The organism is Paractinoplanes rhizophilus (assembly GCF_042664765.1).
Taxonomy (GTDB): domain Bacteria; phylum Actinomycetota; class Actinomycetes; order Mycobacteriales; family Micromonosporaceae; genus Actinoplanes; species Actinoplanes rhizophilus.
Genome location: NZ_JBHTBJ010000065.1, coordinates 1 through 25,679 on the forward strand (window position 1 = coordinate 1; position 25,679 = coordinate 25,679).

Genomic DNA, 25,679 nt, shown 5'->3' on the forward strand with positions numbered 1-25,679 from the left:
GGGCGGTGGAAAACGCTGCGGCACACCACCGCGAGCCCGCGCCGGACCAGCGACATCCTCGCCGCAGCGCTGCACCTCACCCATTTCGAATACAAATACCTACCGGAAAGTCGTTGAGATCAGCTCAGTGAACACACACGCCTGTGCATGCGTTTCCCCCGTGCAGTTCGATGGGCCTCGTGCAGGTCCGAAGGGCAAAAGCATCGCATAGGCGTATGACAGTTTTTGGATGCCTCCGGTGTCGATGCGAGGTCGTCCGGGCGGCCGTGGTCAGTCTGTCTGCGGGGATCGGTTCTGCCGCAGGGCTTCCTCGAGTTGGTCTTCGAGGATGATGATGCGCACCGCGGACGTCATGTCGGTGCCGTCGTCGCACATCTTGCGAGCGCGGGCCGCAAGCCGCAGCTGGTAGCGCGAGTACCGGCGATGACCGCCGCCGGAACGGTAGGGGTTGAAAAGCTTCGCCTCGTCCAGCCGGCGCAGGAAGTCCGGCGAGCAGCCGACGATCTCCGCGGCGCGGCCCATCGTGTAAGCGGGGTAGTCCTCGTCGTCGAGCATGTCATCCGGTTGGGCCATGCACACCTCCATCACGAGGGCCCCGGCGCCGTAGCGCCGGGGCCCAAGGGTTACGGGTCAAAACACCATTCACCGACGGGAACGTCGGCCTGTTGAGTCCGCACCGACCGCACGAGTCGGTTTCGGGTGCGGGGATCGCATAAGCGTGACCGGTGACCACCTCTCGTTCGATGGAAGCAACGGTGTCCGCGCCCAGCCCAATCGTTTGGGGCCGGTAAGCGGGCGATCCAACGGTGTGTACGGCCCTCCCTTTCCTCTGATTTCCTTCACTTGCACTTACTTGCTCGCCGGTGTCGGAGCCCCACGCAACTTCATGGCCCCGACACGTACGACGAATCGGACACTTCAACTACACGGTGGTGCTCGTCGTGCCGGAGCATGGGCCACCTCGCGGCTGGCCGATGCTCCACCGCCTCGGCGGGCGGTCTCGTCTGCGTCTTTCGTTTCTCTGCTCGGAACGTCAGGAATACTAACCCGTGCCAGGGAGCAAGTCTACTAACTCGAGCATAGATTTTCTCGCAGACGTCACGCAGCTTCGGCCGGGAAGATGACGTCGCTGGGGACCCGCACCGGTCGGTCCGCGAGCGGCGCCGACAGCCGCAGGCAGCTGGAAGCGCCGCGCGAAATCCGCAAGTGCGCGCCGGCTCGGCGCGGGTGTGCTATGTTTGGCGCGTTGCAGTTTTGATTTCCGTAGACGTTTTCAGCGCCTGATGGGTTATCACGACCTATCGAGGCGCTTTTCGTTTTTTCGTGTCGGTTCCGGCGCGGGTGATCAACGCGGCGGCGAGCGAGTCCGCACGGTGCGGACTCCTGAGCCTGCGAAGGAGCAGACATGGCTACAGGTACCGTGAAGTGGTTCAACGGCGACAAGGGCTTCGGCTTCATCAGCCAGGACGGCGGCGGCGCCGACGTTTTCGCGCATTTCTCGGCGATCGCGACGAGCGGCTTCCGCAGCCTCGACGAGAACCAGCGGGTGGAGTTCGACATCACCCAGGGCCAGAAGGGCCTGCAGGCGGAGAACATTCGCCCGCTCTGACGTGAGCTTCCGCCTTGCCGGCGGTCACGCTCTGATTCATTTTCTGCCGAACGGCGGCCTGACTGGTTCAGCGGGCCGCCGTTCGGCGTTCCTGGCCCTCTTCGGACGCCGTGGGTCAACTGCGGCCGAGCAGGCGGGCGGCCGAGCAGGCAAGCAGCCGTCGCCGAGCGTGAGATCGGCGGTCTGCTTAAGGTATGACTGGGCAGACAGGGGCGGGAGGAAAAGTGGACGTGCGATTGTCGGTCCGTCCGGGCCAGGAATGCGCGGTGGTCGAGGTGGCCGGTGACCTCGACATGGCCACTTCGCCGCGGTTGCTCGAGCGGGTGCAGGCGGTGCTCGACGCCGGGACGCCCAACGTGGTGGTGGATCTGACCGCGGTCGGGTTCATGGATTCCAGCGGGCTGGGCGCGCTGGTGGTCATGTTCAAAGCGGCGGCCGAGCGCGGTGGCCGCCTGTGCGTGGCAGCGGCGCAGCAGCCCGTCCGCAGCGTTCTTGCCATCACCTCGGTGGATCAGGCGATCGAGGTCTACGACACCGTCGCCGCGGCCGAGGCGAGCATGCCGCCGGCCGTGGCCTGACCGAGTCAGCCTGACCGGAAGTCAGCGTGAGGGAGAGCCAGCCCGAGCGGCAGTAAAGGCCGAGCGGCAGCAAACCCGACCGGCAGTCAGCCGACCAATGGTGGGCTGGCTCGGCCCTGATCCGCGCCCGTGCCGGCCCGGCGTGCCTGCCCGTGATCGCCGTACCAGTCCATGATCAGCAACGTGGCGTCGTCGGCCAGCGCCGGACCAGCCACCCTGAGGACAGCGTCGGCGAGAATCCGGACGGCTTCGCGGGGGTGCAGATCGGCCACCGTACGCAGGACCGCCGTCAGGTCCAGGTCGGCCGCGTTGCGCTCCCGCATCCCATCGGTGAACACGACCAGCCGATCGCCCGGCCGCAGCGCCACCTCGCCGGAGCGATAGTCGGGAGTATCGGCGAACATGCCGAGGGGGAAGTTGCGCGGCAACTCCACCGGCTCGGCGTCGCCGTCGCGAACCAGCAAGGGCGGCAGATGGCCGGCGTTGAGCAGCCGGCAGGCGCCGGAACGGAGGTCGAGCCGGCCCAGCACCGCGGTCATGTAGCCACCGCGTACCACCGGGTTCGTCGCCAGGGCCGCGTTCGCCGCTTCCGCCTGTCCGCTCAAGCTCTGCCCCCGGCGGCGACTGTTGCGCAGGCTGCCCACCCCCAGCGTGGCGGTCAAGGCGCTGGTCACCTCGTGGCCCATCGCGTCGGTCACGCTGAAGTGCAGCACGTCGCGGGCCAGGCTGTAGTCGAAGGTGTCCCCGGCGACGCTCGCGGCCGGCTCCAGCCAACCGGACAGCGTGAACCCGCCGGCCTCGCAGGTGAACGCCCCGGGAAGCAGCCGCCGCTGAATTTCCGCCGACAGAGTGAACGGGGTCGTTCGCTGACCCCACTCGAACAGGTCGGTGTGCCGCCGGTTGGCGATCACCACGAACGCCAGCACGTGGGCGGTACGGGCGATCTCGTCCAGCAATCGCGTGTCCGGCTCGGCCGGCAATAGCAGCTCCAGCAGCCCGATGGTCTCGCCGCGCTCGGTAACCGGCGCCAGCACCGTCCAGCCGGAGTCTTGTGCCAGCACCTGCACCGTCTGGGTCCGTAGGGCTTGCTCGGCCGGCCCGCCATCGAAGGGCACGACGGTGGCGACCTCCTCGCCATCGCGCCGGCCCGGCCCCTTGCCGGCGAGCGGCACGTGAGCCAGCCGCACCAGCGCCCGCCCACTCAGGTCGGCGATCAGGAACGACACACTCGTCGCGCCCAACGCCACCCCGAGCTCCCGCGTGACCGCCTCCACCGCGTCCACCGGCGCGGCGTTCTCCGCAGCCACCCACATGTCGTTGAAGACGGTTCTGGCGGTCATCGCTGGCTCCACTCGGCGTTCGGGGGCCGGCTGACATCCGCATCGACCCTGAGGCGATTTTCACCGCGGGAGGGCATCACGCAAACATCGGCCAGGCCGGCGCACCCAAAACCGCCAAGCCGACGCGGCGGGCAGCAGCTCATCGAAGAAGGCCGTCGAGCATGAGGTTGAGGGTGAACTCGAACCGGTCATCGACCGTGCCGGCGGTCAGCTCGGCGGCGTAGCGCTTGGTCTCGGGAAAGGTGTCGGGAAGGGCCGCGAAGCGGGTGAGCAGCTCGTCGCGGCTCACCACCCAGCCGTCGCCGGCGCGGGCCTGACGCTTGGCCGCCAGCGAGACCTCGAGGCTGTACGCGTTGACGTAGAGCGTCAGGGAGTCGATGGCCCAGGCGGCGGCCTGCGGGGGCACGCCGCCGGCCAGCAGGATGGCGAGCATGCCCTCGCTGACCCGCAGGATGTCCAGATCGGACGGGGCGGCGGCGAAGGCGGCCCGGGAGATGCCGGGAAACCGCAGGTACTGGTCGCGTAGCTGGGTGCAGACGCCGATGAGCTGCGGCCGCCATCGGGCCGGGTCGGGCTCGGGCAGCGTGATCTCGGCGCACAGGCGGCCGATCATCAGCTCGTCGAGGTCTTCCTTGTTGACCACGTGGGCGTAGAGGGACGACGAACCGGTCTCGAGCGCGGTGGCCACCCGCCGCATGGTGAGGGCCTCGTATCCCTCCTCCGCCACGATGCCGAACGCGGTGTCGAGGATGGCGTCGACCGTGATCGGCTTCTTGTGCCCGCGGGAGGGGCCGCGCCGGCCGGCGGGTGCGCCCGGGCCGGCGCCGAGCTGGTGCCGGGCGGCGCGCCGTTCCTGCGGGGTCGGAGGCATGCGAGCAGTCTAGCGATGCCGGAACCGTGTTCTACCTCATACGAACATCGCTCGTATTAATACGAGCGATGTTCTAGTCTCGAACGATGCTCGTATCTACTGAACTGCGCGCGGCCTGGCTGGCCCTCGCGGGGCTGTCATCCGTCTTCCTCTTCGAGATGCTGGACAACTCGATCCTCAACGTCGCGCTGCCCACGATCGGGCGCGAGCTGCACGCCTCGACGGTCGCCCTGCAGTGGGTGACGGGCGCGTACGCGGTGGTCTTCGGCGGCCTGATGCTCGTCTTCGGCGCGGTCGCGGACCGGTTCGGCCGGCGGCGGATCATGCTCGCCGGGCTCGTGCTGCTGGGTCTCGCCAGCCTGGCGACCGCTCTGGTCACGACGGCGGAACAACTGATCGCGGTCCGGGCGGTGATGGGCGTCGCGGCCGCGATGACGACTCCCGGATCGGCGGCGCTGGCCTTCCGGCTGTTCGAGGACGACGGCCTGCGGGTCCGCGCGATGACGCTGATCTCGACCGTCGGCCTGGTCGGGCTCGCGATCGGCCCGACCGCCGGGGGCCTCCTGCTCGCGGTCGCGCCGTGGCAGGTCCTGCTGCTGGTGAACGCGCCGATCGCGGTGCTGGCGATCATCGGCATCCGGTCCGGCATCGCCGCGGACGACGTGGCCGATCTGCATCGCGACCCGGTGGACGTGCCCGGCGCCGTGCTGGGCACGGCGACGATCGTGCTCGCGCTGGTCGCGCCCACGCTCTTCGTCGACGAAGGCAGCGGCTCCTGGGGACCGTGGGCGGCCACCGCCGCGGCCGTGGCGGCGGCGATCGCCTTCGTGCTCCGCGAGCGCTCGGCCCGCTATCCGCTTCTCGACCTGAAGCTGGTCGCGCGGCCGCTCGTCGCCAGCGGCCTGGCGTACAAGGCCGCGGCCGGGCTGGCGACCGCGGGGGTCGGCTACCTGGTGACGCTGCAGCTGCAGCTCGATTGGGGCTGGACGCCCGCCCAGGCGGCCATCGGGTTGCTGCCGCAGGTCGTCGTTCTCGTCGCCGGCGGCGCGTTCGTCAATCCGTTCGTGCGGTGGGCCGGCCTCGAGCGGGCCGCCTGGCTCAGCGCGTCGTCGGTGGTGTTCGGCCTGGCCGTCTACGGCCTGCTGGGTCGTCTCGGGTACGTCTGGGTCGCGATCGCCCTGGTGTTCGTGGCCGCCGGGATCCGGGTGGTCGGGGTCGTCGCCGGGGTCAACGTGCTCCGCGGGCTGCCGGCCAACCGGACAACGATCGGCGCGGCGCTCACCGACACCGCCACCGAGGTCACCTCGGGCGCCGGCGTGGCCGTCACCGGGACGATCCTGGCCGCGCTCTTCACCGGCAGCGTCGCCACCCCGCACTGGACCGCGCCGCAGACCGCCGAGTTCGAGCAGGCGGTCACCATCGCCGGCCTGGTGCTCACCGTCGTCGCCGCGGCGCTGATCGGATGGGCTTTCCACCGCACGCGGCAGGCGGCGCGACGGGATGAGTCAGTCGTGGACGGAAACTACGCGCAAGTCTCCTGATAGGGGGCGCCCGGCACGTACACCGCCCACTCCGGCCGCGACAGGGGATCGCCGCCGGATCGGCAGATCGCGGCGGCGGCGACGGCGGGGTCCGTGTCCCAGAAGACGACCTTGCCGCTGCTGCCGCCGGCCGCGAGCGTCCGGCCGTCGGGGCTGTAGGCGACCGTGTACGTCTGCCCGCCCGGATTCGCCGCGTGCAGGGCCATGGTCGGTTGCCCGTCGCGCCACGCCCACACCGAGCCGTCGCCGCCCGACGCGGCCAGGGTGCGGCCGTCGGGGCTGAACGCCAGGCCGGCGATGTAGTGGGTCGGCCCGGTCAGCGGCGGGCCCAGCGAGCGCGGATGCGCCGGATCCCGCACGTCCCACCGCCGGATGGTGTCGTCGGCGCCCCCGGCCGCGAGGGTCGCCGAGTCCGGGCTGAACGCCACCGACCAGGCGTAGTTGTCGAATCCGCCGGGCGTCGCCACCGGCCGGGCGTGCGCCGGATCGCGGACGTCCCAGAGGTGGACGCTGCGGTCCACGCTCGCCCCGGCCAGCAGCTTGCCGTCGGGGCTGAAGGCCACCGACGCGGTGAGCCCGCCGGCGTTCAACGGCGGGAAGGCCTTGCCGCCCACGTCCCACAGGTGCACGAAGCCGTCGTCCGACCCGGCCGCCACCAGGTCGCCGCGGGGACCGAACACCAGCTGCTCGATCACCGCGGTGGCGCCGGTCAGCCGTACGGGCGGGCGTCCCTCCCCGACCACCACGACCCGTCCGGTGGCGCTGCCGGCCGCGATGAGCCGCCCGTCGGGCGAGATCGCCGAGGTGCCGTCCGGTGGCCCGAGCCAGGCCGGCAGCGCGACCGGGGAGGCCGCCGACGTCGTCGCCGACCACGTCGACACCCGGCCGGTGTCGCCGGTGGAGGCGGCCACCAGCCGGCTGCCGTCCCGGGCGAAGCCGACCGAGAACAGCGGCCCGCCCAGGCCCGGCACCGCGCGCGGCCGCGCCGGGAAGCCGCGCACGGTGCCGTCGGCGGCCGCGGCGAGCAGCATCGAGCCGTCCCTTGTGTACGCCAGGCTGGTCACCTGGGCGGAGCCGGCGATGGTGTCGACCCGGGCGCCGGCCGCGTCGAAGACCGCGATCGTGCCGTTCGAGCCGCCCACCGCGACGAGCCGGCCGTCCGGCGCGTACGCCGCCGCGTTGACCCAGGTCGTGAAGCCCGTCTCGAGCCGGCGCCGGGTCGCGCCGACGATCGTGACCGAGTGGTCCTTCGCGCCCACGAGCACGCTCGACCCGTCCGGGGCGAAGGCCACCACGGTGATGGTCGAGTCGGTGATGGGTACGGTCGTGAGCTTGCCGTCGCGCCAGCGCCGCAGCGACCCGCTCGACCCGCCCACCGCCAGGGTCCGCCCGTCGGGGCTGAAGGCGACCGCCTGATCGACGTCGTCGCCACCGGCGCCCGCCTCCGGGCCGCCGGCGGATCGGCCCGCGAGTGGCGTCGCCCGCCAGCCGTCGCCCGAGCGGGCCCACGACCGCGTCGGCGGGTCGGCGCCCACCGCGACCAGGCGAGAGCCGTCGGGCGCGAAGGCCAGGCCCTCGACCGCGCCGCCACCGCCGGGCGGGGACGGCAGCGCGACCGGATGCGCCGGGTCGGCGACGTCGAAGATCCGTACCCGGCCGGCCATCCCGCCGATCGCCAGGGCGCGGCCGTCCGGGGCCCACGCCAGCGCGTACACCTGATCGGTTTTCGCCTCGGCCGGCACCGCACCGAGCCGGTCGCCGATCCGGTTCGCGGCGAAGCCGCGCAGCACCACCTCACCCGTCAGCGCGTCGCTCACCGCGACCACCGTGCCGGCCGGATTGAGCCGCATCGCGGTCGGCCCGGAAGCGCCGAGCCGGCGGTCGACCACGCCCGCCGAGGTCGCGTCGAGCAGTGCCGACCGGGCGTCCACCGTCGGCGAGATCCGATATGCGGCCAGCGCGAGCTGCTGGGACAGCGCCGGATCGGTGGCCGCCGCCCGGGTCGACTCGATCGCCACCTGCCGGGAGAGCGCCTCGTCGCGGGCCCGCTCGGCGGCGCGCTGCTGCCGGGCCGCCTCGTCGCCGGAGCGCACCGCGTGCACCGCCGAGAAGACCGTGACCAGCAGCGCCACCACGAGCGCGCCGACCAGCCGCACCAGCAGCCGCACCCGGCGGCGGGCGGACCGCTGCTCGGCCTCGCGCGCCGACACCCCGGCCACCAGGAACGCGCGCTCGAGGCGGTTCATGGCGGCGTCGTGGTCGGGGTCGGCGGCCCACTCCTCGGCGCCGGCCAGCACCGTGCCGCGCAGCAGCAGTTGGCTGTCGTTGCCGTTGACCTGCCACTCGTTGGCGGCGCGGGTGAGCCGCCGATGGGTGAGCAGCCCGGCGTGGTCGGCCGCCACCCATTCGGCCAGGCGCGGCCACGCGGTCAGCAGCGCGTCGTGGCTGATCTCCACGTGTTTCTCGTCGACCGTGATGAGGCGGCCGGTCACGAAGCCCTCGAGCGCGGCGGCGGAGTCGGCGGGCAGCTCGGAGCGGTCGATCCGGCGCTTGGTGGTGATCACGTCGTCGTCGACGGCGACCAGGCGGAGGAACATCCGGCGGGCCAGCTCACGCTGGGACTCGTCCAATTCGGCGTACGCGATTTCGGCGCTCTGCTGGACCGCCCCGCGCAACCCGCCGGCGGCCTTGTAGTCCGCGACCGTGACCCGGTCGCCCTGCCCGTTCTCCCACGCCGACAGCAGCGCGTGCGACAGCAGCGGCAGCGCGCCGGCCGCGCCCCGCTCCACTTCGGTCAGCACCAGGTCGACCAGCGCCTCGTCCACGGTCACCCCGCGCGCCGCGGCCGGCTCCACGATCGCGGCGCGCAGCTCGGCCTCGGACAGCGGCGGCACCACGACCTGCGCGGTCTGCAGCGCCGGCACCAGCGCGGGGTCGCTGGCGACCCGGGAGAAGAAGTCGGCGCGCAGGCCCGCGACGACGGTCGTGGCCGGGCCGAGGCCGGCGAGCCGGCGGACGAAATCGGTGGCGGCCGGCTCATCCGCCAGCGTGTACAGCTCCTCGAACTGATCGACGATCAGCACGCCCGGGGCCGCGGCGATCGCGCGTTCCAGCGCCGCGACGGGATCCCGGCCGGGCACCATGATCGACGCTGTGCCGCCGCCCGCCTCGATCGCCGGGACGAGGCCCGCGCGTAGCACCGACGACTTGCCCGAGCCCGAGGCGCCGATGAGGAACATCAGCGGCGGCCGGTCGGCGAGCCGCTCGATCGTGCGGGCCACGAAGGCGTCGCGGCCGAAGAACAGGCCCGCGTCCTCGGGCTCGAACGGCTTCAGCCCGCGATAGGGCGGCGTCTCGCCGGCTCGGCGGCGACGGGACCGGCCGTCCGAGCCGGCCCGCACCCGCAGGAGCGCGTCCTGCCAGCGGGCGAGCTCGTCCTCTTCGGTCACCCCGCACGCGATCAGCAGCGCCTGGAACTGCTCCCCCTGCGCCGGGCCGGGCAGGTGCCGGGCGCGCAGGTAGTCGTCGGCGGTCGCCTTGGGCAGGTCGGCCCGGCGGGCGAGGTCGCGGATGGTCAGACCGGCCCGGTGACGCAGGGCGGTGAGCGCACGGCCCAGATCGTCGCGGCTGTGGATCAGATCGGGATCGAGAATCCCTGCTGCCCTCCCCGTTCGGCAGTGGTGGCCGAACACTACGGGCTACCGGTGGGCCACCGCGAGTGGCCGTTCGGCCGTCCGAGCTTGTCCGAGCATCCCCATCGGACCTGGTGGAGCCGTTCGGCTCATCCGTAAGATGCTTGCACTGCGGCAATGAATCGGAGGGAACCGGCATGCCCAACGCCCTGGCGGATCCGGAGTTCCGGGCCATGTACAGCCGGCTGAAGCCGGTCGGCCGGGAGCAGCCGCAGAGCGTCGACTGGAACGCCTACGGCGACGCGCTGCGTGTCGCCGGGCTGACGACCCGCGGCATCCGGAGCATGACCTGGGCCCGGTTCAGCGAGGCGCCGCTGGGCGCGCTGACCGAGGGCACGTCGCTGATCGGCGTCTTCTCCGACGGCATCTTCGAGTGCCTCGGCCGCAAGCGACTGATGAGCCGCGAGCCCAAGTACCGGCTCATCGACTTCGGCGAGGTGAAGACGATCGGTGCGGTGGAGCATGCGATCGAGGAGCGTCGCATCTTCACCTTCGGCATCGAGTTCACCGGGTACGGCGGGGTGCTGGTCGGCCGCCTCGAGTGGCACGCACAGACCCAGCGCCTCGGCGACAACCGGCCGACCATCCTCGCCACCGAGCGGGAGCGCGACCGCGTGTTGGGCGTGATCCGCGACATCGTCGCTCGCTGAGACCACAACCCCGGGGGGCCGGCTGCGGCGCGGCGGTGGGCGGACCGCCGCGCCGCGCGTCGGCGTGTCACCACGGATCCGAGGCGTATTGACTGATTTCGATGGAAGGCCGGAGACTGGGGTCACATTCGTCTCGGGAGCGCTCCCACGCGCTCGGGGCAAGACTCCCCATTTCCGGAAGGAGAGCCCTGGTGACCACCGACTCGGGCCGCTCCACCCTCCGATCGACGATCGTCGCCCTCGCGGCGGCGCTCGCGATCAGCGGAGCAGCAACGGCAATTCCGCACAGCACACCGGCTTTCGCCGCGGCCGGCGTCGAGGACGGGGGCGCGGGCTGCGCAGTGCCCACCCTCCCCGACGCGGGCTCGTTGCCCACCACCGCGAAGCTTCCCGACCCCTTCAAGAAGCTGGACGGAACGCGGATCACGACCACCGCGGACTGGACCTGCCGGCGCGAAGAGATCAAGAAGCTGTCCGAGAAGTTCGTGTACGGCGAGAAGCCGGCCAAGCCGCAGAGCGTCACCGGCACCGTCTCCGCCACCAACATCACCGTGAACGTCTCCCACCAGGGCCGGAGCGCCAGCTTCTCGGCCTCGCTGAGCCTGCCCAGCGGCACGGGCCCGTTCCCGGCAGTCGTCGTCTTCGGCGGCTTCGGCGCCGACACGGCAACGATCAAAGCCGCCGGCGCGGCGGTCATCAATTACGACCCGTACGCGGTCGGCAAGGAGGGCACCCCGCGCAACAATAAGCAGGGCGCCTTCTACACGCTGTACGGCTCGTCCAGCCCGACCGGCCTGCTCATGGCCTGGGCCTGGGGCGTCAGCCGGATCATCGACGTGATCGAGCAGTCCGGCGGCAGCGTGCTGCGGGCTGACGCGACCGGCGTGACCGGTTGCTCGCGGTTCGGCAAGGGCGCGTTCGTGACCGGCGCGTTCGACGAGCGCATCGCGCTGAGCATGCCGATCGAGTCGGGCAGCGCCGGGGCGCCGATCTTCCGCGGCATCCCCGGCGAGGGCGCGCAGAGCCTGAGCAGCGCCTACGGCGAGCAGCCCTGGCTCGGCGACGCGTTCGGCACGTTCACGAGCGCCCCGAGCCGGCTGCCGGTCGACACGCACGAGGTCGTGGCCATGTTCGCCCCGCGCGGCCTGTTCATCATGGACAACCCGCACATCGCCAACCTCGGGCCTCGGTCGGCGAGTGTGGCGGCCCTGGGCGGCGCCGAGGTGTACAAGGCGCTCGGCGCGGGCGGCAACATCACCTACTGGTCCGACATCGCCGACGGCACGCACTGCGCCAACCGGCCCGAGTGGCGTGACCCGCTGACCCAGAACATCAGGAAGTTCCTGGTCGGCAACGGCAGCTACACCGGCCAGATGCGGATCTCCAGCAAGGCGCAGGGCCGGCTGTCGGACTGGGTCGACTGGACCACTCCGGTCCTGGGCAACCAGCCGACCACGCCGCCCACCACGCCGCCCACGACCCCACCGACCACCCCGCCCACGACCCCACCGACCACGCCGCCCACCACGCCACCGACGACCCCGCCGACGACTCCGCCCACCACGCCGCCCACGACCCCGCCGGCCGGCGCGTGTTCGGCCACGGTGGCGCTCAACTCGTGGACCGGCGGCTTCGTGGCGACGGTCCGGATCACCGCCGGATCGTCCGCGGTCAACGGCTGGCACGTGAGCCTGACGCTCCCGTCCGGCGCCGCCATCACCAACGCCTGGAACGCCAACCGCAGCGGGAACAGCGGCGCGGTCCAGTTCACCAACGTCGCCTACAACGGCCAGATCGCGGCCGGCGGCTACACCGAGTTCGGTTTCCAGGCGAGCGGCAACAGCGCCGCGATGACACCCACCTGCACGTCCTCGTAGTTCGGGCCCTCCCGCCGGGGCGCGCGAGCCAACCTCGCGCGCCCCGACAAACGGGTCAGTGGCAGTGCCGGGCGGCCGACTTGGGCACGTCCAGCGTCGGGTTGCGGTCGAAGAAGCCGGACGGCTTGAGGATGAACCCGGCGTAGTCGACCGGCATGATCGGCCAGTCCTCGGTGCGCGGGAAGTGGGTCAGGCCGAACGTGTGCCAGAGGACGATGTCCTCGCCGTCGATCGAGCGGTCGGCCGCCGTCCAGGCCGGCAGCCCGGCGCCGGCCGGGCTCTGGTTGACCAGGTCACCGGCCGGGTAGCGCTCGTCCGGCGCATACCGGGTCACCCACAGGTGCCGGGTGGCGAACGCCGCGCGGGAATGGATCGACGACGACTCGTCGGCGAGCAGCACCGGCAGGCCGGCCGGGTGCAGCGCGTAGCCGACCGGGCGGCCGAGCCGGTTGGTGACCTCCGGGTTGACGATCTGCCAGACGCGCCCGGCCGCCGGGTCGGCGAGCCGCTGCCCCTGCGACTCGGTCGTGAGCCGGGTCGCGCGGCGGGCGAACGCGTTGCCGTACGGGTTGTCCGGCCCGACCGGCACCCGCACCGCGTCGACCTCCTCGACCGCGTTGCGCAGGCCGTCCACCATCATGTCCAGGCGCGCCGAGAACAGGTGCTGGTGGAAGGGCGCGCCGAGACCCGGCGCGATCTCGGTCGCGTACGGGTAGCCCGCCCCCGGATACGCCGAGGTGAACACCACGCCGGTCGCCTTGGACTCGAGCTGGATCGTCCCGTCGAGGTAGAGGTACCAGTAGAAGCCGTAGTCGTAGTTGCCGATCGTCACGAAGAACGAGATGACCAGGCGGCGCTGCCGGCGGGTCTCGGACATCTCGTTGAAGAGGTCGGTGTGCTTCCACAGCACGCCGTAGTCCTCCTCGTGCATGCAGATCGCGTTCGGGATGGTCCGCGGCGCGCCCAGCTCGTCGGTGAGCGTCGCGTCGAAGTAGTGGATCTCGCCGAGGCAGTCGCAGCCCAGCTCCAGCGGGTTGGTGTACCGCGCGAACAGGTACTCGCCGATGTCGAAGTAGTTCTGCCAGAAGCGGGCCGGCGAGGGGTCGGCGTACGGCACCACCATCTCGGCGATCGAGGCCCGATAGACGATCGGCCGCCCGTCGAACGAGATCTGGTTGAGGATGAGCCCCTCGCGCATGTCGAAGCCGATCCGCAGTTGCCACTTCTCCCAGGTGACCACGTCGTCCTCGACGGTGAAGCTGGGCCCGTCCGGCTGGGTGATCTCGATGGCCTTGAGGGTCTCGCGCGGCGGCACCTCCCATTCCGCCTTCTCCCGCGGGATCGGGTGCTGCTGATGGTCGTGCACGGCCAGCGCGACGCGCCCAGTGAGGTCCACATAGGCGACCAGACCGTCGATCGGGTACGCCCACACGAGCTCTTTCGGATCCGGCTGGTGGAAGGCCAGCACCCGGATCATCCGCTTGCCGGCCTCGTTCTCGTACCCGAAGTGCCCGGCCGAGAGCGGGCAGGCGCGCACCTCCTCGACCGGCAGCCCGCGCTTCTCCAGCGCGGCCAGCCACTCCGGCGACTCGGCCAGGATCTCCTCGATGACCATGAACTCCTCGTCGAGGATCGGGATCTGCCCGGCCGCCACCGGGTCCAGCTCGTCGATCGAGACGACCGACCCGGCGGAGAGGTCGATCCGGCAGTCCCGCCCGCGGCCGGTCGCCCGGTCGAGGAGGAGCACGCGCACCTCGCGCGGCACGTTCTCGCCGCCGAGGACCAGGCGCTTGTCCGGCTCGACGAGCCCGACGTAGGCGAAGCGCGTGCTCTCGGCGAGCGCACCGGCCGCTTCCAGGAGCGACCGGGCGGCGTTGATCTCGTCTGCGGTGAGCCGGGAGAGGGGGTGTGACATGCGGCTTCCTCCAGAGTGGTCGGTCAGCCGCGTGAACCTAACCCCTCGGCAGCGGTGAATGGAAGATCGGTTCGGTGGTCTCTTGGTCAGGCAAAACCCCCATCACACCGTCCGGAGCGCCTCCGTCGGCGAGAGCCGGGCGGCGCGCAGCGCGGGCACCAGCCCCGCGATCGCGCCGATCACGATGGCCGCCGCGATGCCGCCGGCCCAGGCCTCGACCGGCACCACCACCTCCCACCCCTTGTTCCGGGCATAGATCACGGTGGCGGCCAGGCCGCACGCGACGCCGAACGCGCCGCCCATGACGGTGAGCAGGATCGCCTCGGCCAGGAACTGAGCCCGGATCTGACGCCGGGTGGCGCCGAGCGCCCGCCGCAGGCCGATCTCGGATCGTCGTTCCAGGACCGAGATGATCATGATGTTGGCGACGCCGACCGCGCCCACGATCAGCGCGACCACGCCGAGCCCGAGGAAGAGGCTGTCGAACGCGCCCTCGGCGGCGGCCCGCGCGGTCAGCGCGTCGGACGGCTGGCTGATGTCGACCTCGTTGGGCGCCTTCGGGTTCGCCGTCTGGGCCAGCACCTCCCGCACCGCGCCGACCCGGTCGGTACCGGCCCGTACGTAGAGCGTCGCCGGCGGCCCGGCCACCGCCTCCCCGCCCGCCGTCTCGGTGTAGTCGAGATAGCGCTGCGCCGCCGGGTATCCGATCAGGACACTGCTGTCCAGCTCACTGGCGAGCGCGGACGGCGCCAGGATCCCGGCGACGTAGAACCACTGCCCGCCGAGCCACACCCGCTGCCCGGGCGTCACCCGGTCGAAGCCGAGCCGCTTGGCCGCCGTCGCACCGAGCACCGCGACCGGCTGGGTGGCGGTGGCCGGGTTCAGCCAGCGGCCCGCGGCCATCGTCGTGGCCGTCACCTCGGGCAGGTTGAGGCTGGCCGCCCGCACGGACAGCGCGTTCGTGCTGACCGCCGGGATGAGCGGGGAACGGTAGACCTTGGCCTGGTCGATCGAGGCCGTGTGTGCGACCGCCTCCACCCCGTCCAGGTTGCCGACCCGGGCGGTGGCCTCGAGCGGAAGCGGGGCGGCCGTGCCGCCGAACGAGTGACCGGCGGCGGCGGTCAGCAGGTTGGTGCCGAGCCGGTCGATCTCGGCGAGCAGGCCCGCCTGCGACGACGAGGAGAGCCCGAGCACGGCCACGATGGCCGCGACGCCGATCGCGATGCCCAGCCCGGAAAGCGCGGCGCGGAGCTTGCGGGCGCGCACCCCCACGCTCGCGACCCGCGCCTGGTCAGAGAGCCGGAGCCGCATGCCGGTCCTCCCGTACGATCTGGCCGTCCAGCACCCGGATCTGCCGGGGCAGCCGGGCGGCAAGGTCGTTGTCGTGGGTGATCACGATGATCGTCGCGCCGTCGCGGTTGAGCTCGTGCAGCAGCTCGATGACGCCGGTACCGGTGGCCGAGTCGAGGTTGCCGGTCGGCTCGTCGGCCAGCACGATGGCCGGCCGGCCGACGAGCGCGCGGGCGATCGCCACCCGCTGCCGCTCGCCGCCCGACATCTGGGCCGGCCGGAACCGCGCCCGGTGCGACAACCCGACCCGGTCCAGGGCCTCGGCCGCCTTCGCGCGCCGGGTCCGGGCCGGCACCCCGGCGTACAGCATGCCGTCGGCCACGTTCTCCAGGGCGGTGCCGTGGGCGGCCAGGAAGAACTGCTGGAAGACGAAGCCGATGTCGCGAGCCCGCACGTCGGCCACCTCGCGGTCGCCGAGCCGGGCCGCGTCCACCCCGTTGATCCGCACCACGCCGCTGGTCGGGCGTTCGAGCGTGCCCATGATGTGCAGCAGGGTGGACTTGCCGGAGCCGGACGGCCCGACGACCGCGACCAGCTCACCGGCGTCGACGCGCAGGTCGATCCCGTGCAGCACGGACACCTCCCCGTACGCCTTCACGACGTGCACCAGCTCGAGGACGGGCTCGCTCATGTCGACGGCACCACCACTCGGTCGCCGGCCATGACTTCGCCGGTGACCTGCACCATCCCGGCCGAGTCGTCGAACATGCCGAGCTTGACCGGCACGGTCTGGTGCGCCCCGGCGGCGTCGGCCCGCTCGACCGCGAACCCGCCGCCGTCCGTCCCGACGAGCGCGGTGACCGGCACCTTCAGCGCGTTCTGTACCCCGGCGGTGGTGATCCGCACCCGCACCTCGGCGGCGTCCAGCGTTCCGGCGTCCTGCGGCTTGTCGAGCGTCAGGTAGGCCGGGACGGTCACGTTGCCGTCCCGGTCGGTCTCGGCGACCGAGCCGATCCGGCTCACCTTGCCGGTGGTCACCCGGTTGTCCGGCAGCGTGATCTGGGCCTTGTTGCCGGCTTTGACCTGCGCCTGCTGCGACGCGCTCAGCTTCACCTGGACCTCGCGACGGGTGGTGACGGCCGCGCCGAGCCGGCTGCCCGGGGTCGCCCGGCCGCCGAGCTGGGCGGTCACCTCGGCCAGCCGCACCGGGCCGGGCAGCACCACGGCGTCGGTTCGCTCCAGGTCGTCATCGTCGAGCAGATCCTCCAGCCCGGCCGCCGTCTCCCAGGTGAAATCATCGCCGTCGTCGGCGTCGTAGCCGAGGTCGCGCAGGTTCTGGTTGAGGATGGCGACGTCCCAGCCGTCGTCCCCGCGGGACAGATCACGATAGAACGGGCGGCTGCCGCACAGCAGCAGCACCGGCTGGTCGTCGACCCAGTAGAGGACCTGGCCGCACTTGACGACCTGACCGGCCAGCGGCAGCTTGGTGTAGGTGCCGGCCGCCTGGTTGAGGATCGGGTAGTCGCTGCCGTCGGCCCGCTTCGCGTACGACAGGGTGCCGGTCAGGCTGACCTGTCCGTTGAGCGAGCCCTGCTGGACCGGGGCGTAGGCGACACCGGCGAGGGCGCCGGTCGCGGGCGGCGTGATCCCGCCGGATGCCGAGCGCGACCAGAACACCCCGCCGGCCGCGAGCGCGACCACGCCGAGCAGCGCTCCGCCGTACTTGAGAAGCCGTCCCATCAGCTGCCGGCCGCCCCGCCGGGCGCCAGGTCCCGGCACTTCTCCTGGGCGTCCTGGAACGCCTGCGACTGGGGATCGACCCCGTCCTTCCGGCTGATGATCATCCCGCCGTCCGGCTGCGGATCGGGCATGTTCGGCACGCCGTTCTGCCGCATACACTGCACGAACTTGAGCATGTCGGCCTGCTGCTGGGCGCTGCCCGGCGCGCCGGCGCCCTGCGGCGCGTACTCCTTGCACGTCTGCTGTGCCTGCTTGAAGGTGTCGCTCTGCGGGTCGAGGCCGGTGCCCGGGCCGGCCTGCACCCGGATGCGGCCGTTGGCGTCCGGGTCGGGGAAGCTGGGCACGCCGTTCTGCCGCATGCACTCGGAATACTTCACGGCCTTGTTCTCGGTGCTCGCCGTCGACGGTTGCGCGGCCGGGTCGCCGCCGCCGCATCCGGCCAGGCCGAGCCCGAGCGCCAGCACGCCGGTGGAGAGAACGATTCTGGTTCGCATGCCGAGAAGTTCTACGGATCCGCCGGTCACACCACGGTCCGCGCGATGGTGACCCCGGTGTGACCTCGGATCAGGCAGGCTGGGCCCATGCGCGTGCTGGTGGTGGAGGATCAGGCCGAGCTGGCCGACTCGATCGGGCGGGTGCTGCGCCGCGAGGGCATGGCGGTCGACGTCGTGTACGACGGCGGCGCCGCCCTCGAGCGCACGGTCGCGACCGACTACGACGTGCTGGTGCTCGACCGGGACATCCCGGTGGTGCACGGCGACGACGTCTGCCGGCGGCTGTCCGGCCCGCGGGTGCTGATGCTCACCGCGTCCGGGACGCTCGCCGACCGGGTCGAGGGGCTCAATCTGGGCGCCGACGACTATCTGCCCAAACCTTTCGCGTACGCGGAATTGATCGCTCGCGTGCGCGCCATCGGCCGCCGCTCCCAGCCCGCCGTGCCCACCGTGCTCGCGCATGACGACCTGCGGCTGGACCCGGCCCGCCGGGTCGCCACCCGGGCCGGGGCACGGCTGGCGCTGAGCCCGAAGGAGTTCGCGGTGCTGGAGTACCTGCTGGCCGCCGACCACCGCGTGGTGTCGGCCGAGGAGCTGCTGGAACGGGTGTGGGACGAGGCCGCCGACCCGTTCACCACGACCGTGAAGGCGACGATCAACCGGCTGCGCGGCAAGCTCGGCGAGCCACCGGTGGTCGAGACCATCCCCCGCGTCGGTTACCGGATCTGATCATGACGGTCCGGAAGAACACCGTGCGCGCCCGGCTCACCCTCGTCTACAGCGGCCTGTTCGTGGTCTGCGGCGCGGCCCTGCTGACCATCACCTACGTGCTGGTCTCGCGCACCAAGCGCAACCTGGTGTTCCGCAGCTTCAACGCCAAGGGCGACCCGCTCCCGCCGCCCGACCTGATGGACGAGCTCACTCAGCGGGCCCGGGCCGGGGCCGAGCGGCAGCATCAGGAGACCTTGCATGCGCTGCTGGTCTACTCGGGTGTCGCGCTGGCGATCATGGCGGTGCTGGCGCTCGCGCTCGGCTGGCTGATGGCCGGCCGGATCCTGCGCCCGCTCCGCACGATGATCACGTCGATCCAGCGGATCTCGGCCCGCAACGTGCACGACCGGCTGGCCGCGACCGGGCCGCAAGACGAGCTCAAGGACCTCGCCGACACCGTCGACGGCCTGCTGCAACGCCTGGAGACCGCGCTCGACGCGCACAAGCGCTTCGTCGCCAACGCCGCGCACGAGCTGCGCACCCCGCTGACCCTCGAGCACGCGCTGATCGAGGAGACGCTGACCGACCGCACCGCGGCCGTGCCGCAGTACCGGGTACTCTGCGAACGCCTGCTGGAGCTGCGCCGGCAGCAGGCCGCGATGCTCGAGTCGCTGCTCACGCTGGCCGGCAGCGAGCGCGGCCTCTCGCAGCGCGACCACGTCGACCTCTCGGCGATCACCGAGCGGACGGTGTCGGCCTATCAAGCGGCGGCCCTGCACACCGGCATCGGCCTGACGGCGCGCATCGAGCCGGCCTGGACCACCGGCGACCCCGCCCTGGTCGAGCGGCTGGTGGCGAACCTGGTCGACAACGCGGTCGGCTACAACGTCCCGGGCGGCTCGGTCGAGGTGCGCACCGGCGTCCGGGACGGGCGCGCGATGCTGGTGGTCACCAACACCGGCGTGCCGATCCCGCCGGAGCGGGTCGACGCGCTGTTCGAGCCGTTCCAGCGGCTCGACCGCACCGCCGGCCGGGCCGGCCACCACGGGCTGGGCCTGTCGATCGTGCGAGCCATCGCCGCCGCACACGACGCGGCCATCGACGCCACGCCCGGCCCGTCCGGCGGCCTGCGCATCGAGGTGACCTTCCCGGGCGTCGGCCGGGAGCTGGCGGCGGATCGCGCCATGGCCGATCCGGGCCTGGCCGCCGCGCTGTGACGATGGTCGGTCACCGAGCGAACGTCATCGATGGGCGTCGCGTTTGGCGAAGATGCTGCGGATGTGCTTGTGCACCGAGGCCGCGCACCGCCCGCGCATCTGCACGTCGACCGCGCACGGCACCCCGCGGTCCTTGGCGAGGCCCGCGATCGCCCGGCATCGTGCTCACGACGAAAGGCTAACTTCGTCGCCATCCGGGCCGTGGATGGGTCGCCGACGGGAATCTCACAACCACCCAGCCGCGGGCCTTCCGGGGGCGAACTCGTGCCGAGAACTCACCGGCACGGAAGGAAACGACATGACCGTCAAACAGGCGGCTTGGCTCGCGGTAGGCGTGCTGCTCGCCGGCTCGGTCTACGCGCTCGGTCCCGGCGCCGCGACGGCGTCGAGCCACCGCGAGGCGCCGCTGGTCGCCGCCGACCCGGCCGTCGACAACACCGACCTGTACGCGTTCGTCAGCCCCGAACGCCCCGATTACCTCACCCTCATCGCCAACTGGCAGCCGTTCGAGGAGCCCAACGGCGGCCCCAACTTCTACCCGTTCGCGACCGACGCCACGTACACGATCAAGGTCGACAACGATGGCGACGCCAAGCCGGACGCGACGTTCCGCTGGAAGTTCCAGAACCAGGACAAGCGCGGCAACAACACGTTCCTCTACAACAACGGCCCGGTCACCTCGCTCGACGACGAGAACCTGCTGTTCAAGCAGACCTACACGCTCGAGTCGTCGTTCGACGGCCGGCCGTTCAAGACGCGGGCGACCGGCGTTCCGGTCGCGCCGTCGCGGATCGGCCCGGCCTCGATGCCCGACTACAACACCCTGCGCGCGCAGGCCACCCGGACGCTGCCCGGCGGCTGGAAGATCTTCGCCGGCCAGGCCGACGACCCGTTCTTCCTCGACCTGCGGGTCTTCGACCTGCTCTACGGCGGCGACCTGAGCGAGACCGGCCAGGACACGCTGGCCGGGTACAACGTCAACACCATCGCCATCCAGGTGCCGTTCAAGGACGTGGCGCTCAAGGGCGACGCGAAGCGCAACCCGGTGGTCGGCGTCTGGACGACGACCGAGCGCGATCGCGTACGGGTGGCGGACGGCTCCTCGTACGGCGGCAAGGTGCAGGTCTCGCGCCTGGGCAACCCGCTGGTCAACGAGGTGGTCGTGCCGGCCGGGCTGAAGGACACCTTCAACGCGACCCCGCCCGAGCGGGACGCGAAGATCCCGGCCCTGGTCAAGCGGGTCACCAATCCCGAGGTTCCGCAGCTGCTCCAGCAGATCTACCAGATCCCGGCGCCCGCGACCCCGCGGAACGACCTGGTGGAGATCTTCCTGACCGGCATCACCACCAAGGCCGGCGGCCCGATCAAGGCCGACCTCAACTCGCAGCTCAACAACGCCGACGTGGCGGCCGGCCGGTTCACGCCGTCCGAGCAGCTGCGGGTCAACCTGTCGGTGCCGGTGACCGCGCAGCCGAACCGGCTCGGGGTGCTCGGCGGTGACCTGCAGGGCTTCCCGAACGGGCGGCGGCTGACCGACGACGTGGTCGACATCGAGCTGCAGGCCCTGGCCGGAGCGGCACAGACCGGCAAGCTGGTCGACGCGCTGGCCGCGGGCGACCAGGTGGACGCCAACAACCAGCAGTTCCTCGGCAAGTTCCCGTACGTCGCGCTGCCCAACACCACCGCGGTCAACTCCCAGGGTGGTGGCCCGGTGGCGCAGCCGCAGGCCGCCGCCCCGTCCACCGATTCCACCACCGGCATCGGCGCGGCTCCGGCCGGCGCCGGGATTCCCGACACCGACCAGTCCGAGGCCGCCGCGGCGCCGGGGGCCGGCATCCCGGACGCCGCCGAGCCGGTGGCCGCCGCGAGCACCGAGGGCGGGACCTGGATGACCAAGCCCGTGGCGTACGCGACCGGCGCGACCGGCTTCGGCGCCCTGATCCTCGCCGCCGGTCTGTTCGCCCTCATGCGGCGCCGCCGTCGTCCGGCTCCGCCGCAGCCCATCTTCGACCCCGAGCAGACAACCCGGATGTAACCGGTGTGGGTGGGCGCGCCGGCCGGTGCGCCCACCCATCGACGCGCCCAGGAGGAGCACCATGCGCCGCACCCTGATACGCCTCGGTATCGCCGCCGCGCTAGCGGCCGCGGTGCTCACGGTGGCCACCGTCGCGTTCCGCCCGACGGCCGAGGCGCCCGCCGCGCGGACCGTCGCCCGGCAGGTCGATCCGCTCGCCGACCGGGTCGCCCGCGCCCAGCAGCACCTGCGCGACGTGCCCGGCGACTGGGCCGGGTGGTCCGCGCTCGGCGCCGCGTACCTCGAGCAGGCCCGGGTCACCGCCGACCCCGGCCGCTACCCGCAGGCCGAGCAGGCCGCCCGCAAGTCGCTCGCGCTGCGGCGCGCCGGCAACGGCGACGCGCTCGTCGTGCTCGGCGCGCTGGCCAACGCCCGGCACGACTTCGCCGCGGCTCGCGATCAGGCGCGCGCCGCGCTGCGCGTCGATCCGGCCGACGCGGACGCGTACGGCGTGCTGGCCGACGCGCTGACCCAGCTCGGCGACGCCCGCGGCGCGACCGGCGCGGTGCAGCGCATGCTCGACACCAAGCCCGGCCTCGCCGCGTACGCCCGCGCCTCCTACGACCTGGAGCTGCGCGGCCGCATCCCGGAGGCCACCGCCCTGATGCGGCGGGCCCTGGACGACGCGGTCGACCCGCACGACGCCGCGTTCTGCCGCACCCAGCTCGGCGACCTCGCCTTCGGCCGCGGCGACCTGCGCGGCGCCGCCGACCACTACGCCGCCGCGCTCGCCGCCGATTCCACCTCGATCGCCGCCCAGCGGGGCCGCGCCCGGGTCCGCGCCGCCCAGGGCGATCTGCCCGGCGCGCTCAGCGACTACGCCGACCTCACCGCCCGCCTGCCCGGCCCGTCCTACCTGATCGAGTACGCCGAGCTGCTCAACGTCGCCGGCCGCACCGCCCAGGCCGACGAGCAGCTGTCGCTGGCGAGCGCCGCGCAGCAGCTGTTCACCGCGAACGGCGGCCAGGACGGTCTCGCGACGGCCGCGCTCGCGCTCGCGACCGGTCGCCGGGCCGACGCCGTCACCGCCGCCCGCGCCGAGTGGAACCGCCGCCACCACCCCGACGTCGCCGACACCCTGGCCTGGTCACTGCACGCCGCCGGCCGCGACGCCGAGGCGTTGACCTATGCCAAGCGGGCCATTTCCGGCGGCGCGCATCCGTCCGCGTACGCGTACCACCTCGGCCTCATCGAGCTGTCCCTCGGCCACCGCGACGAGGCCCGCGCCGAGCTGACCCGCGCGCTCGGCACCAACCCGTACTTCTCGCCCGTCGACGGGCCCACCGCCCGCCGCGCGCTCGCCGCCCTCGGAGGCTCCCGGTGATCCAGCTCGTCGTGCCCCTCGTCGCGGGCGTGCTCGCGCATCCGATCAACAACTTCTCGATCAATCAGTACGGCGGGCTGACCGTGCGCCCCGACCGGGTCGAGGTGCTCGCCCTCGCCGACGTGGCCGAGATCCCGACGCTGCAGGAGAAGCCGGCCGTCGACACCGACCACAATGGCACGCTGTCCGACGCCGAGCGGGCCGCCTACGCGACCGCGGAGTGCGGCCGGTACGCCGACGCGTTCGTGGTGACCGCCGACGGCGACCGTCTGACGTGGACGGTCACCGCGCCGGGCTACCGGGTCGTGCCGGGCGTGGGCGGCCTGTCCACGAGCCGGCTCTCCTGCACGCTGGCGGCCCCGACGACCGCGTCGACCCTCCAGGTCGACAACCACTATCGGTCCGGCCGGGTGGGCTGGCGCGAGCTCACGGCAACGGCCGATGGCGTACGGGTGGAGACGACACTTCCCGCCCAGAGCGTGAGTGACCGCCTCACCGCGTACCCCCGGGACCTGCTCACCTCGGTCCCGGACGTCCGCACCGCCACCATCCGGGTCGGCGGCGCGGCCGGCGCTCCGCCCGCGACCGGCGCGCCCGAGCGTCCCGCGGTGCCCGGTCCCTCCTGGCTGACCGCGGCCCAGACCCGGGTCGAGTCGCTGGCCGGCGGCCACTTGACGCCGGTCGTGGTGGCCCTCGCCTTCCTGCTGGCCCTGCTGCTGGGCGCGGCGCACGCCGCGCTGCCCGGCCACGGCAAGACCGTGATGGCTGCGTACTTCGCCGGCCGCCGCGGCCGCATCCGCGACGCCCTGGCGGTGGGCGGCACGGTGACGCTCTCGCACACCGGCGGCGTGCTGGCCGTGGGCCTCCTGCTGAGCACGTCGACGGCCCTGGCGGGCGAGCGTCTGCTGTCCTGGCTCGGCGCCCTCAGCGGCGTCCTGGTGGTCGCCGTCGGCGTGGGGATGCTGGTCTCGGCCCGCCGCTCGCGTCGCTCCCCCGAGGGCCATCACCACCACGGCCGAAGTCACGGCCACAGCCATAGCCACAGCCACCTTTATCAGCGGCCGGGCGGGCGGCTCGGGCTGGCCGGGATCGGGCTGGCCGGTGGCCTGGTGCCCAGCCCGTCGGCGCTCGTGGTTCTGCTCGGCGCGATCGGTCTGGGCCGGGCCGGGCTCGGCGTGCTGCTCGTGCTCGCCTACGGAATCGGCATGGCCGGCACCCTCACCGCCGTCGGCTTGCTGCTGGTCGTCGCTCAGCGCAAGCTCGGCGACCTCGCCACCCGCGGTTACCGCGCCGCCCGCCTCGGTGGCCTGCTCACCCGCCTGACCGGTCGGGTCTCCGCCGGCGCACCCACCGCCACCGCCGCCCTGGTCGTCCTGGTCGGTCTCGGCATGGGCGTCCGAGCCATCGCCTGACCCGAGGCGATCGGCCGCTGCTTCTGGCGCCAGGTCGCGGCCGGCTGCGCCCTGGGCGCCGTCGGCGATGTCCTCGTCTCGGAGCCGGGCCGGCCTACGCTGCGGTCATGGAGAGGCCGGTCATGGCGAGGGTGCGGGCCGGTGATCTGGTCGCGCTGGTCGCGCCGTCGGGGGCGATCGGCGCCGACGAGGTCGCCGCGGCCGTGCGGGTGGTCGAGGGCTGGGGCCTCAAGACCCGGGTGGGCCGGCACGCGCGCGGCCGGCATTCCTTCCACTCCGGCACCGACGCCGAGCGCCTCGCCGACCTCAACGACGCGCTGCGCGACCCCGACGTGCGGGCGATCCTGTGCCTGCGCGGCGGCTACGGCCTGCAGCGGATCGTCGACGACGTCGACTTCCGGGCGGCGCGGGCCGACCCCAAGCCGGTGATGGGCTACTCCGACATCACCGCCCTGCACCTCGCGCTCTGGTGCGAGGCGGGCCTGCCGGCCGTGCACGGGCCCACCGCCGGCCATCTGTCCCGGGGCGCCGACGGCGCGCGGCGGGCACTGATGGGCGGGGAGCCGATCGTGGTGGCCGCCGACCCGGCGGAGGGCACTTTTCCCGTACGCGTCAATGGTGTCGCCGAAGGCGTGCTCCTCGGCGGGAACCTCACCATCCTGGCCGCCACCGCCGGCACCCGGCACCGGATCGATCCGCGCGGGACGATCCTGCTGATCGAGGACGTCAACGAGGCGCCCTACCGGATCGATCGCTCGCTCGTGCAGCTGCGGCGAGCCGGCTGGCTGGACGGGCTCGCGGGTGTCGCGATCGGACAGTTCACCCGCTGCGTCGACGGAACCTACCCGCGCACGGCCGAGGAGGTGCTGGCCGAGCACCTGACCGGCATCCCGGTGCTGGGCGGCCTGCCGATCGGACACGGCGAGCGGCAGACGGCGGTGGGTCTCGGCGTGCGCGCCGTGCTGGACGCCGACCGCGGGACCCTGATCGTGCAGCCGATCTGACGCCGGCCCTTTCGCCCCGAGCACTGTGCCCGGCCGCGGCTTCGTTCCGCATGTCTGCGCTGCCTTTGCTCTGCTCACCCACGGGAAGCAGAGCTCCGGCCGCTTCGGGTCGATCCGGCCCAAGACGGCCTCGTCACGGACATCGGCGCGCGACCGAGCCGCCTGGCGTGCGCGCTTCCCGCAAGTAAGCAGAGCAAGTGGGCGCTTCCCGCAGGTAAGCAGTCCTCCTACTCCCTTCGGGTGACGCCACGCTGGCGTGAAAATCGGGGTCGGTCGCTGGATCGTTGGAGTGGGTGGGTTGCTCGTTGACGCCGACAGCTCTCTTGCGATCTTGTGAACC

At 72.4% G+C, this 25,679-nt stretch carries 20 protein-coding genes; 11 read left to right on the forward strand and 9 right to left on the reverse strand.

Annotation, left to right across the window (positions count from 1 at the left end):
- Positions 1–270: 270 nt before the first annotated feature.
- Positions 271–573: a MerR family transcriptional regulator gene (locus ACFQS1_RS38585; protein ID WP_378977666.1), complete on the reverse strand. Its 303-nt coding sequence runs from the start codon at positions 571–573 to the stop codon at positions 271–273.
- 832 nt (positions 574–1,405) lie between these two features.
- On the opposite strand from ACFQS1_RS38585, the gene ACFQS1_RS38590 reads away from it, so the two are divergent.
- Together ACFQS1_RS38590 and ACFQS1_RS38595 are read left to right on the forward strand one after the other, a co-directional pair.
- Positions 1,406–1,609: a cold-shock protein gene (locus ACFQS1_RS38590; RefSeq protein WP_378977668.1), complete on the forward strand. Its 204-nt coding sequence runs from the start codon at positions 1,406–1,408 to the stop codon at positions 1,607–1,609.
- Positions 1,610–1,833: 224 nt separating this feature from the next.
- Positions 1,834–2,187 (forward strand): STAS domain-containing protein, encoded by a 354-nt coding sequence (locus ACFQS1_RS38595; RefSeq protein WP_378977670.1) that lies wholly within the window; start codon positions 1,834–1,836, stop codon positions 2,185–2,187.
- Positions 2,188–2,273: 86 nt separating this feature from the next.
- Here the strand turns inward: ACFQS1_RS38595 and ACFQS1_RS38600 are convergent, their stop codons facing one another.
- Positions 2,274–3,527 carry a PP2C family protein-serine/threonine phosphatase gene (locus tag ACFQS1_RS38600; RefSeq protein WP_378977673.1) on the reverse strand — a complete coding sequence of 418 codons (1,254 nt, stop codon included), beginning with the start codon at positions 3,525–3,527 and terminating at the stop codon, positions 2,274–2,276.
- A gap of 139 nt (positions 3,528–3,666) precedes the next feature.
- Positions 3,667–4,398, reverse strand: coding sequence for a TetR/AcrR family transcriptional regulator (locus tag ACFQS1_RS38605; protein ID WP_378977675.1), 732 nt, complete (start codon positions 4,396–4,398; stop codon positions 3,667–3,669).
- An 86-nt stretch (positions 4,399–4,484) separates the two neighbouring features.
- On the opposite strand from ACFQS1_RS38605, the gene ACFQS1_RS38610 reads away from it, so the two are divergent.
- Positions 4,485–5,939: an MFS transporter gene (locus tag ACFQS1_RS38610; protein WP_378977677.1), complete on the forward strand. Its 1,455-nt coding sequence runs from the start codon at positions 4,485–4,487 to the stop codon at positions 5,937–5,939.
- Here the strand turns inward: ACFQS1_RS38610 and ACFQS1_RS38615 are convergent.
- The gene (locus ACFQS1_RS38615) at positions 5,921–9,631 is read right to left on the reverse strand and encodes an nSTAND1 domain-containing NTPase (RefSeq protein ID WP_378977679.1); all 3,711 of its coding nucleotides are present in this window, start codon (positions 9,629–9,631) and stop codon (positions 5,921–5,923) included. The genes ACFQS1_RS38610 and ACFQS1_RS38615 overlap by 19 nt on opposite strands.
- A gap of 137 nt (positions 9,632–9,768) precedes the next feature.
- Between ACFQS1_RS38615 and ACFQS1_RS38620 the strand changes: the two genes are divergently transcribed.
- The gene (locus ACFQS1_RS38620; protein ID WP_378977681.1) at positions 9,769–10,281 is read left to right on the forward strand and encodes a hypothetical protein; all 513 of its coding nucleotides are present in this window, start codon (positions 9,769–9,771) and stop codon (positions 10,279–10,281) included.
- Positions 10,282–10,472: 191 nt separating this feature from the next.
- Positions 10,473–12,158 carry a glucuronyl esterase domain-containing protein gene (locus ACFQS1_RS38625; protein ID WP_378977683.1) on the forward strand — a complete coding sequence of 562 codons (1,686 nt, stop codon included), beginning with the start codon at positions 10,473–10,475 and terminating at the stop codon, positions 12,156–12,158.
- Between the two features lie 55 nt (positions 12,159–12,213).
- Here ACFQS1_RS38625 and ACFQS1_RS38630 read toward each other — a convergent pair whose 3' ends face one another.
- From ACFQS1_RS38630 to ACFQS1_RS38650, 5 genes are all read right to left on the reverse strand, one after another.
- Entirely contained in the window at positions 12,214–14,073 is a 1,860-nt protein-coding gene (locus tag ACFQS1_RS38630) for a primary-amine oxidase (RefSeq protein ID WP_378977684.1), read from the reverse strand.
- A 102-nt stretch (positions 14,074–14,175) separates the two neighbouring features.
- The gene (locus tag ACFQS1_RS38635) at positions 14,176–15,384 is read right to left on the reverse strand and encodes an ABC transporter permease (RefSeq protein WP_378977685.1); all 1,209 of its coding nucleotides are present in this window, start codon (positions 15,382–15,384) and stop codon (positions 14,176–14,178) included.
- Positions 15,365–16,054: an ABC transporter ATP-binding protein gene (locus tag ACFQS1_RS38640; RefSeq protein ID WP_378977686.1), complete on the reverse strand. Its 690-nt coding sequence runs from the start codon at positions 16,052–16,054 to the stop codon at positions 15,365–15,367. The genes ACFQS1_RS38635 and ACFQS1_RS38640 overlap by 20 nt, the downstream gene beginning before the upstream one ends.
- Entirely contained in the window at positions 16,051–17,103 is a 1,053-nt protein-coding gene (locus ACFQS1_RS38645) for an efflux RND transporter periplasmic adaptor subunit (RefSeq protein WP_378977688.1), read from the reverse strand. Before ACFQS1_RS38645 ends, ACFQS1_RS38640 begins: the two co-directional genes overlap by 4 nt.
- Positions 17,103–17,597 carry a hypothetical protein gene (locus ACFQS1_RS38650; protein WP_378977690.1) on the reverse strand — a complete coding sequence of 165 codons (495 nt, stop codon included), beginning with the start codon at positions 17,595–17,597 and terminating at the stop codon, positions 17,103–17,105. Before ACFQS1_RS38650 ends, ACFQS1_RS38645 begins: the two co-directional genes overlap by 1 nt.
- A gap of 87 nt (positions 17,598–17,684) precedes the next feature.
- On the opposite strand from ACFQS1_RS38650, the gene ACFQS1_RS38655 reads away from it, so the two are divergent.
- From ACFQS1_RS38655 to ACFQS1_RS38680, 6 genes are all read left to right on the forward strand, one after another.
- Positions 17,685–18,326, forward strand: a complete 642-nt coding sequence (locus ACFQS1_RS38655) for a response regulator transcription factor (RefSeq protein ID WP_378977692.1) — start codon at positions 17,685–17,687, stop codon at positions 18,324–18,326.
- A gap of 2 nt (positions 18,327–18,328) precedes the next feature.
- Positions 18,329–19,525, forward strand: a complete 1,197-nt coding sequence (locus ACFQS1_RS38660; protein WP_378977693.1) for an ATP-binding protein — start codon at positions 18,329–18,331, stop codon at positions 19,523–19,525.
- Positions 19,526–19,823: 298 nt separating this feature from the next.
- A complete protein-coding gene (locus tag ACFQS1_RS38665; RefSeq protein ID WP_378977695.1) occupies positions 19,824–21,560 on the forward strand; it encodes a DUF4331 domain-containing protein in 1,737 nt (578 codons plus the stop codon).
- 61 nt (positions 21,561–21,621) lie between these two features.
- Positions 21,622–22,923, forward strand: a complete 1,302-nt coding sequence (locus ACFQS1_RS38670; RefSeq protein ID WP_378977697.1) for a tetratricopeptide repeat protein — start codon at positions 21,622–21,624, stop codon at positions 22,921–22,923.
- Positions 22,920–24,335, forward strand: a complete 1,416-nt coding sequence (locus tag ACFQS1_RS38675; RefSeq protein ID WP_378977699.1) for a hypothetical protein — start codon at positions 22,920–22,922, stop codon at positions 24,333–24,335. Before ACFQS1_RS38670 ends, ACFQS1_RS38675 begins: the two co-directional genes overlap by 4 nt.
- A 107-nt stretch (positions 24,336–24,442) precedes the next feature.
- The gene (locus ACFQS1_RS38680) at positions 24,443–25,339 is read left to right on the forward strand and encodes a S66 peptidase family protein (protein ID WP_378977701.1); all 897 of its coding nucleotides are present in this window, start codon (positions 24,443–24,445) and stop codon (positions 25,337–25,339) included.
- The last annotated feature ends 340 nt before the right edge of the window (positions 25,340–25,679 follow it).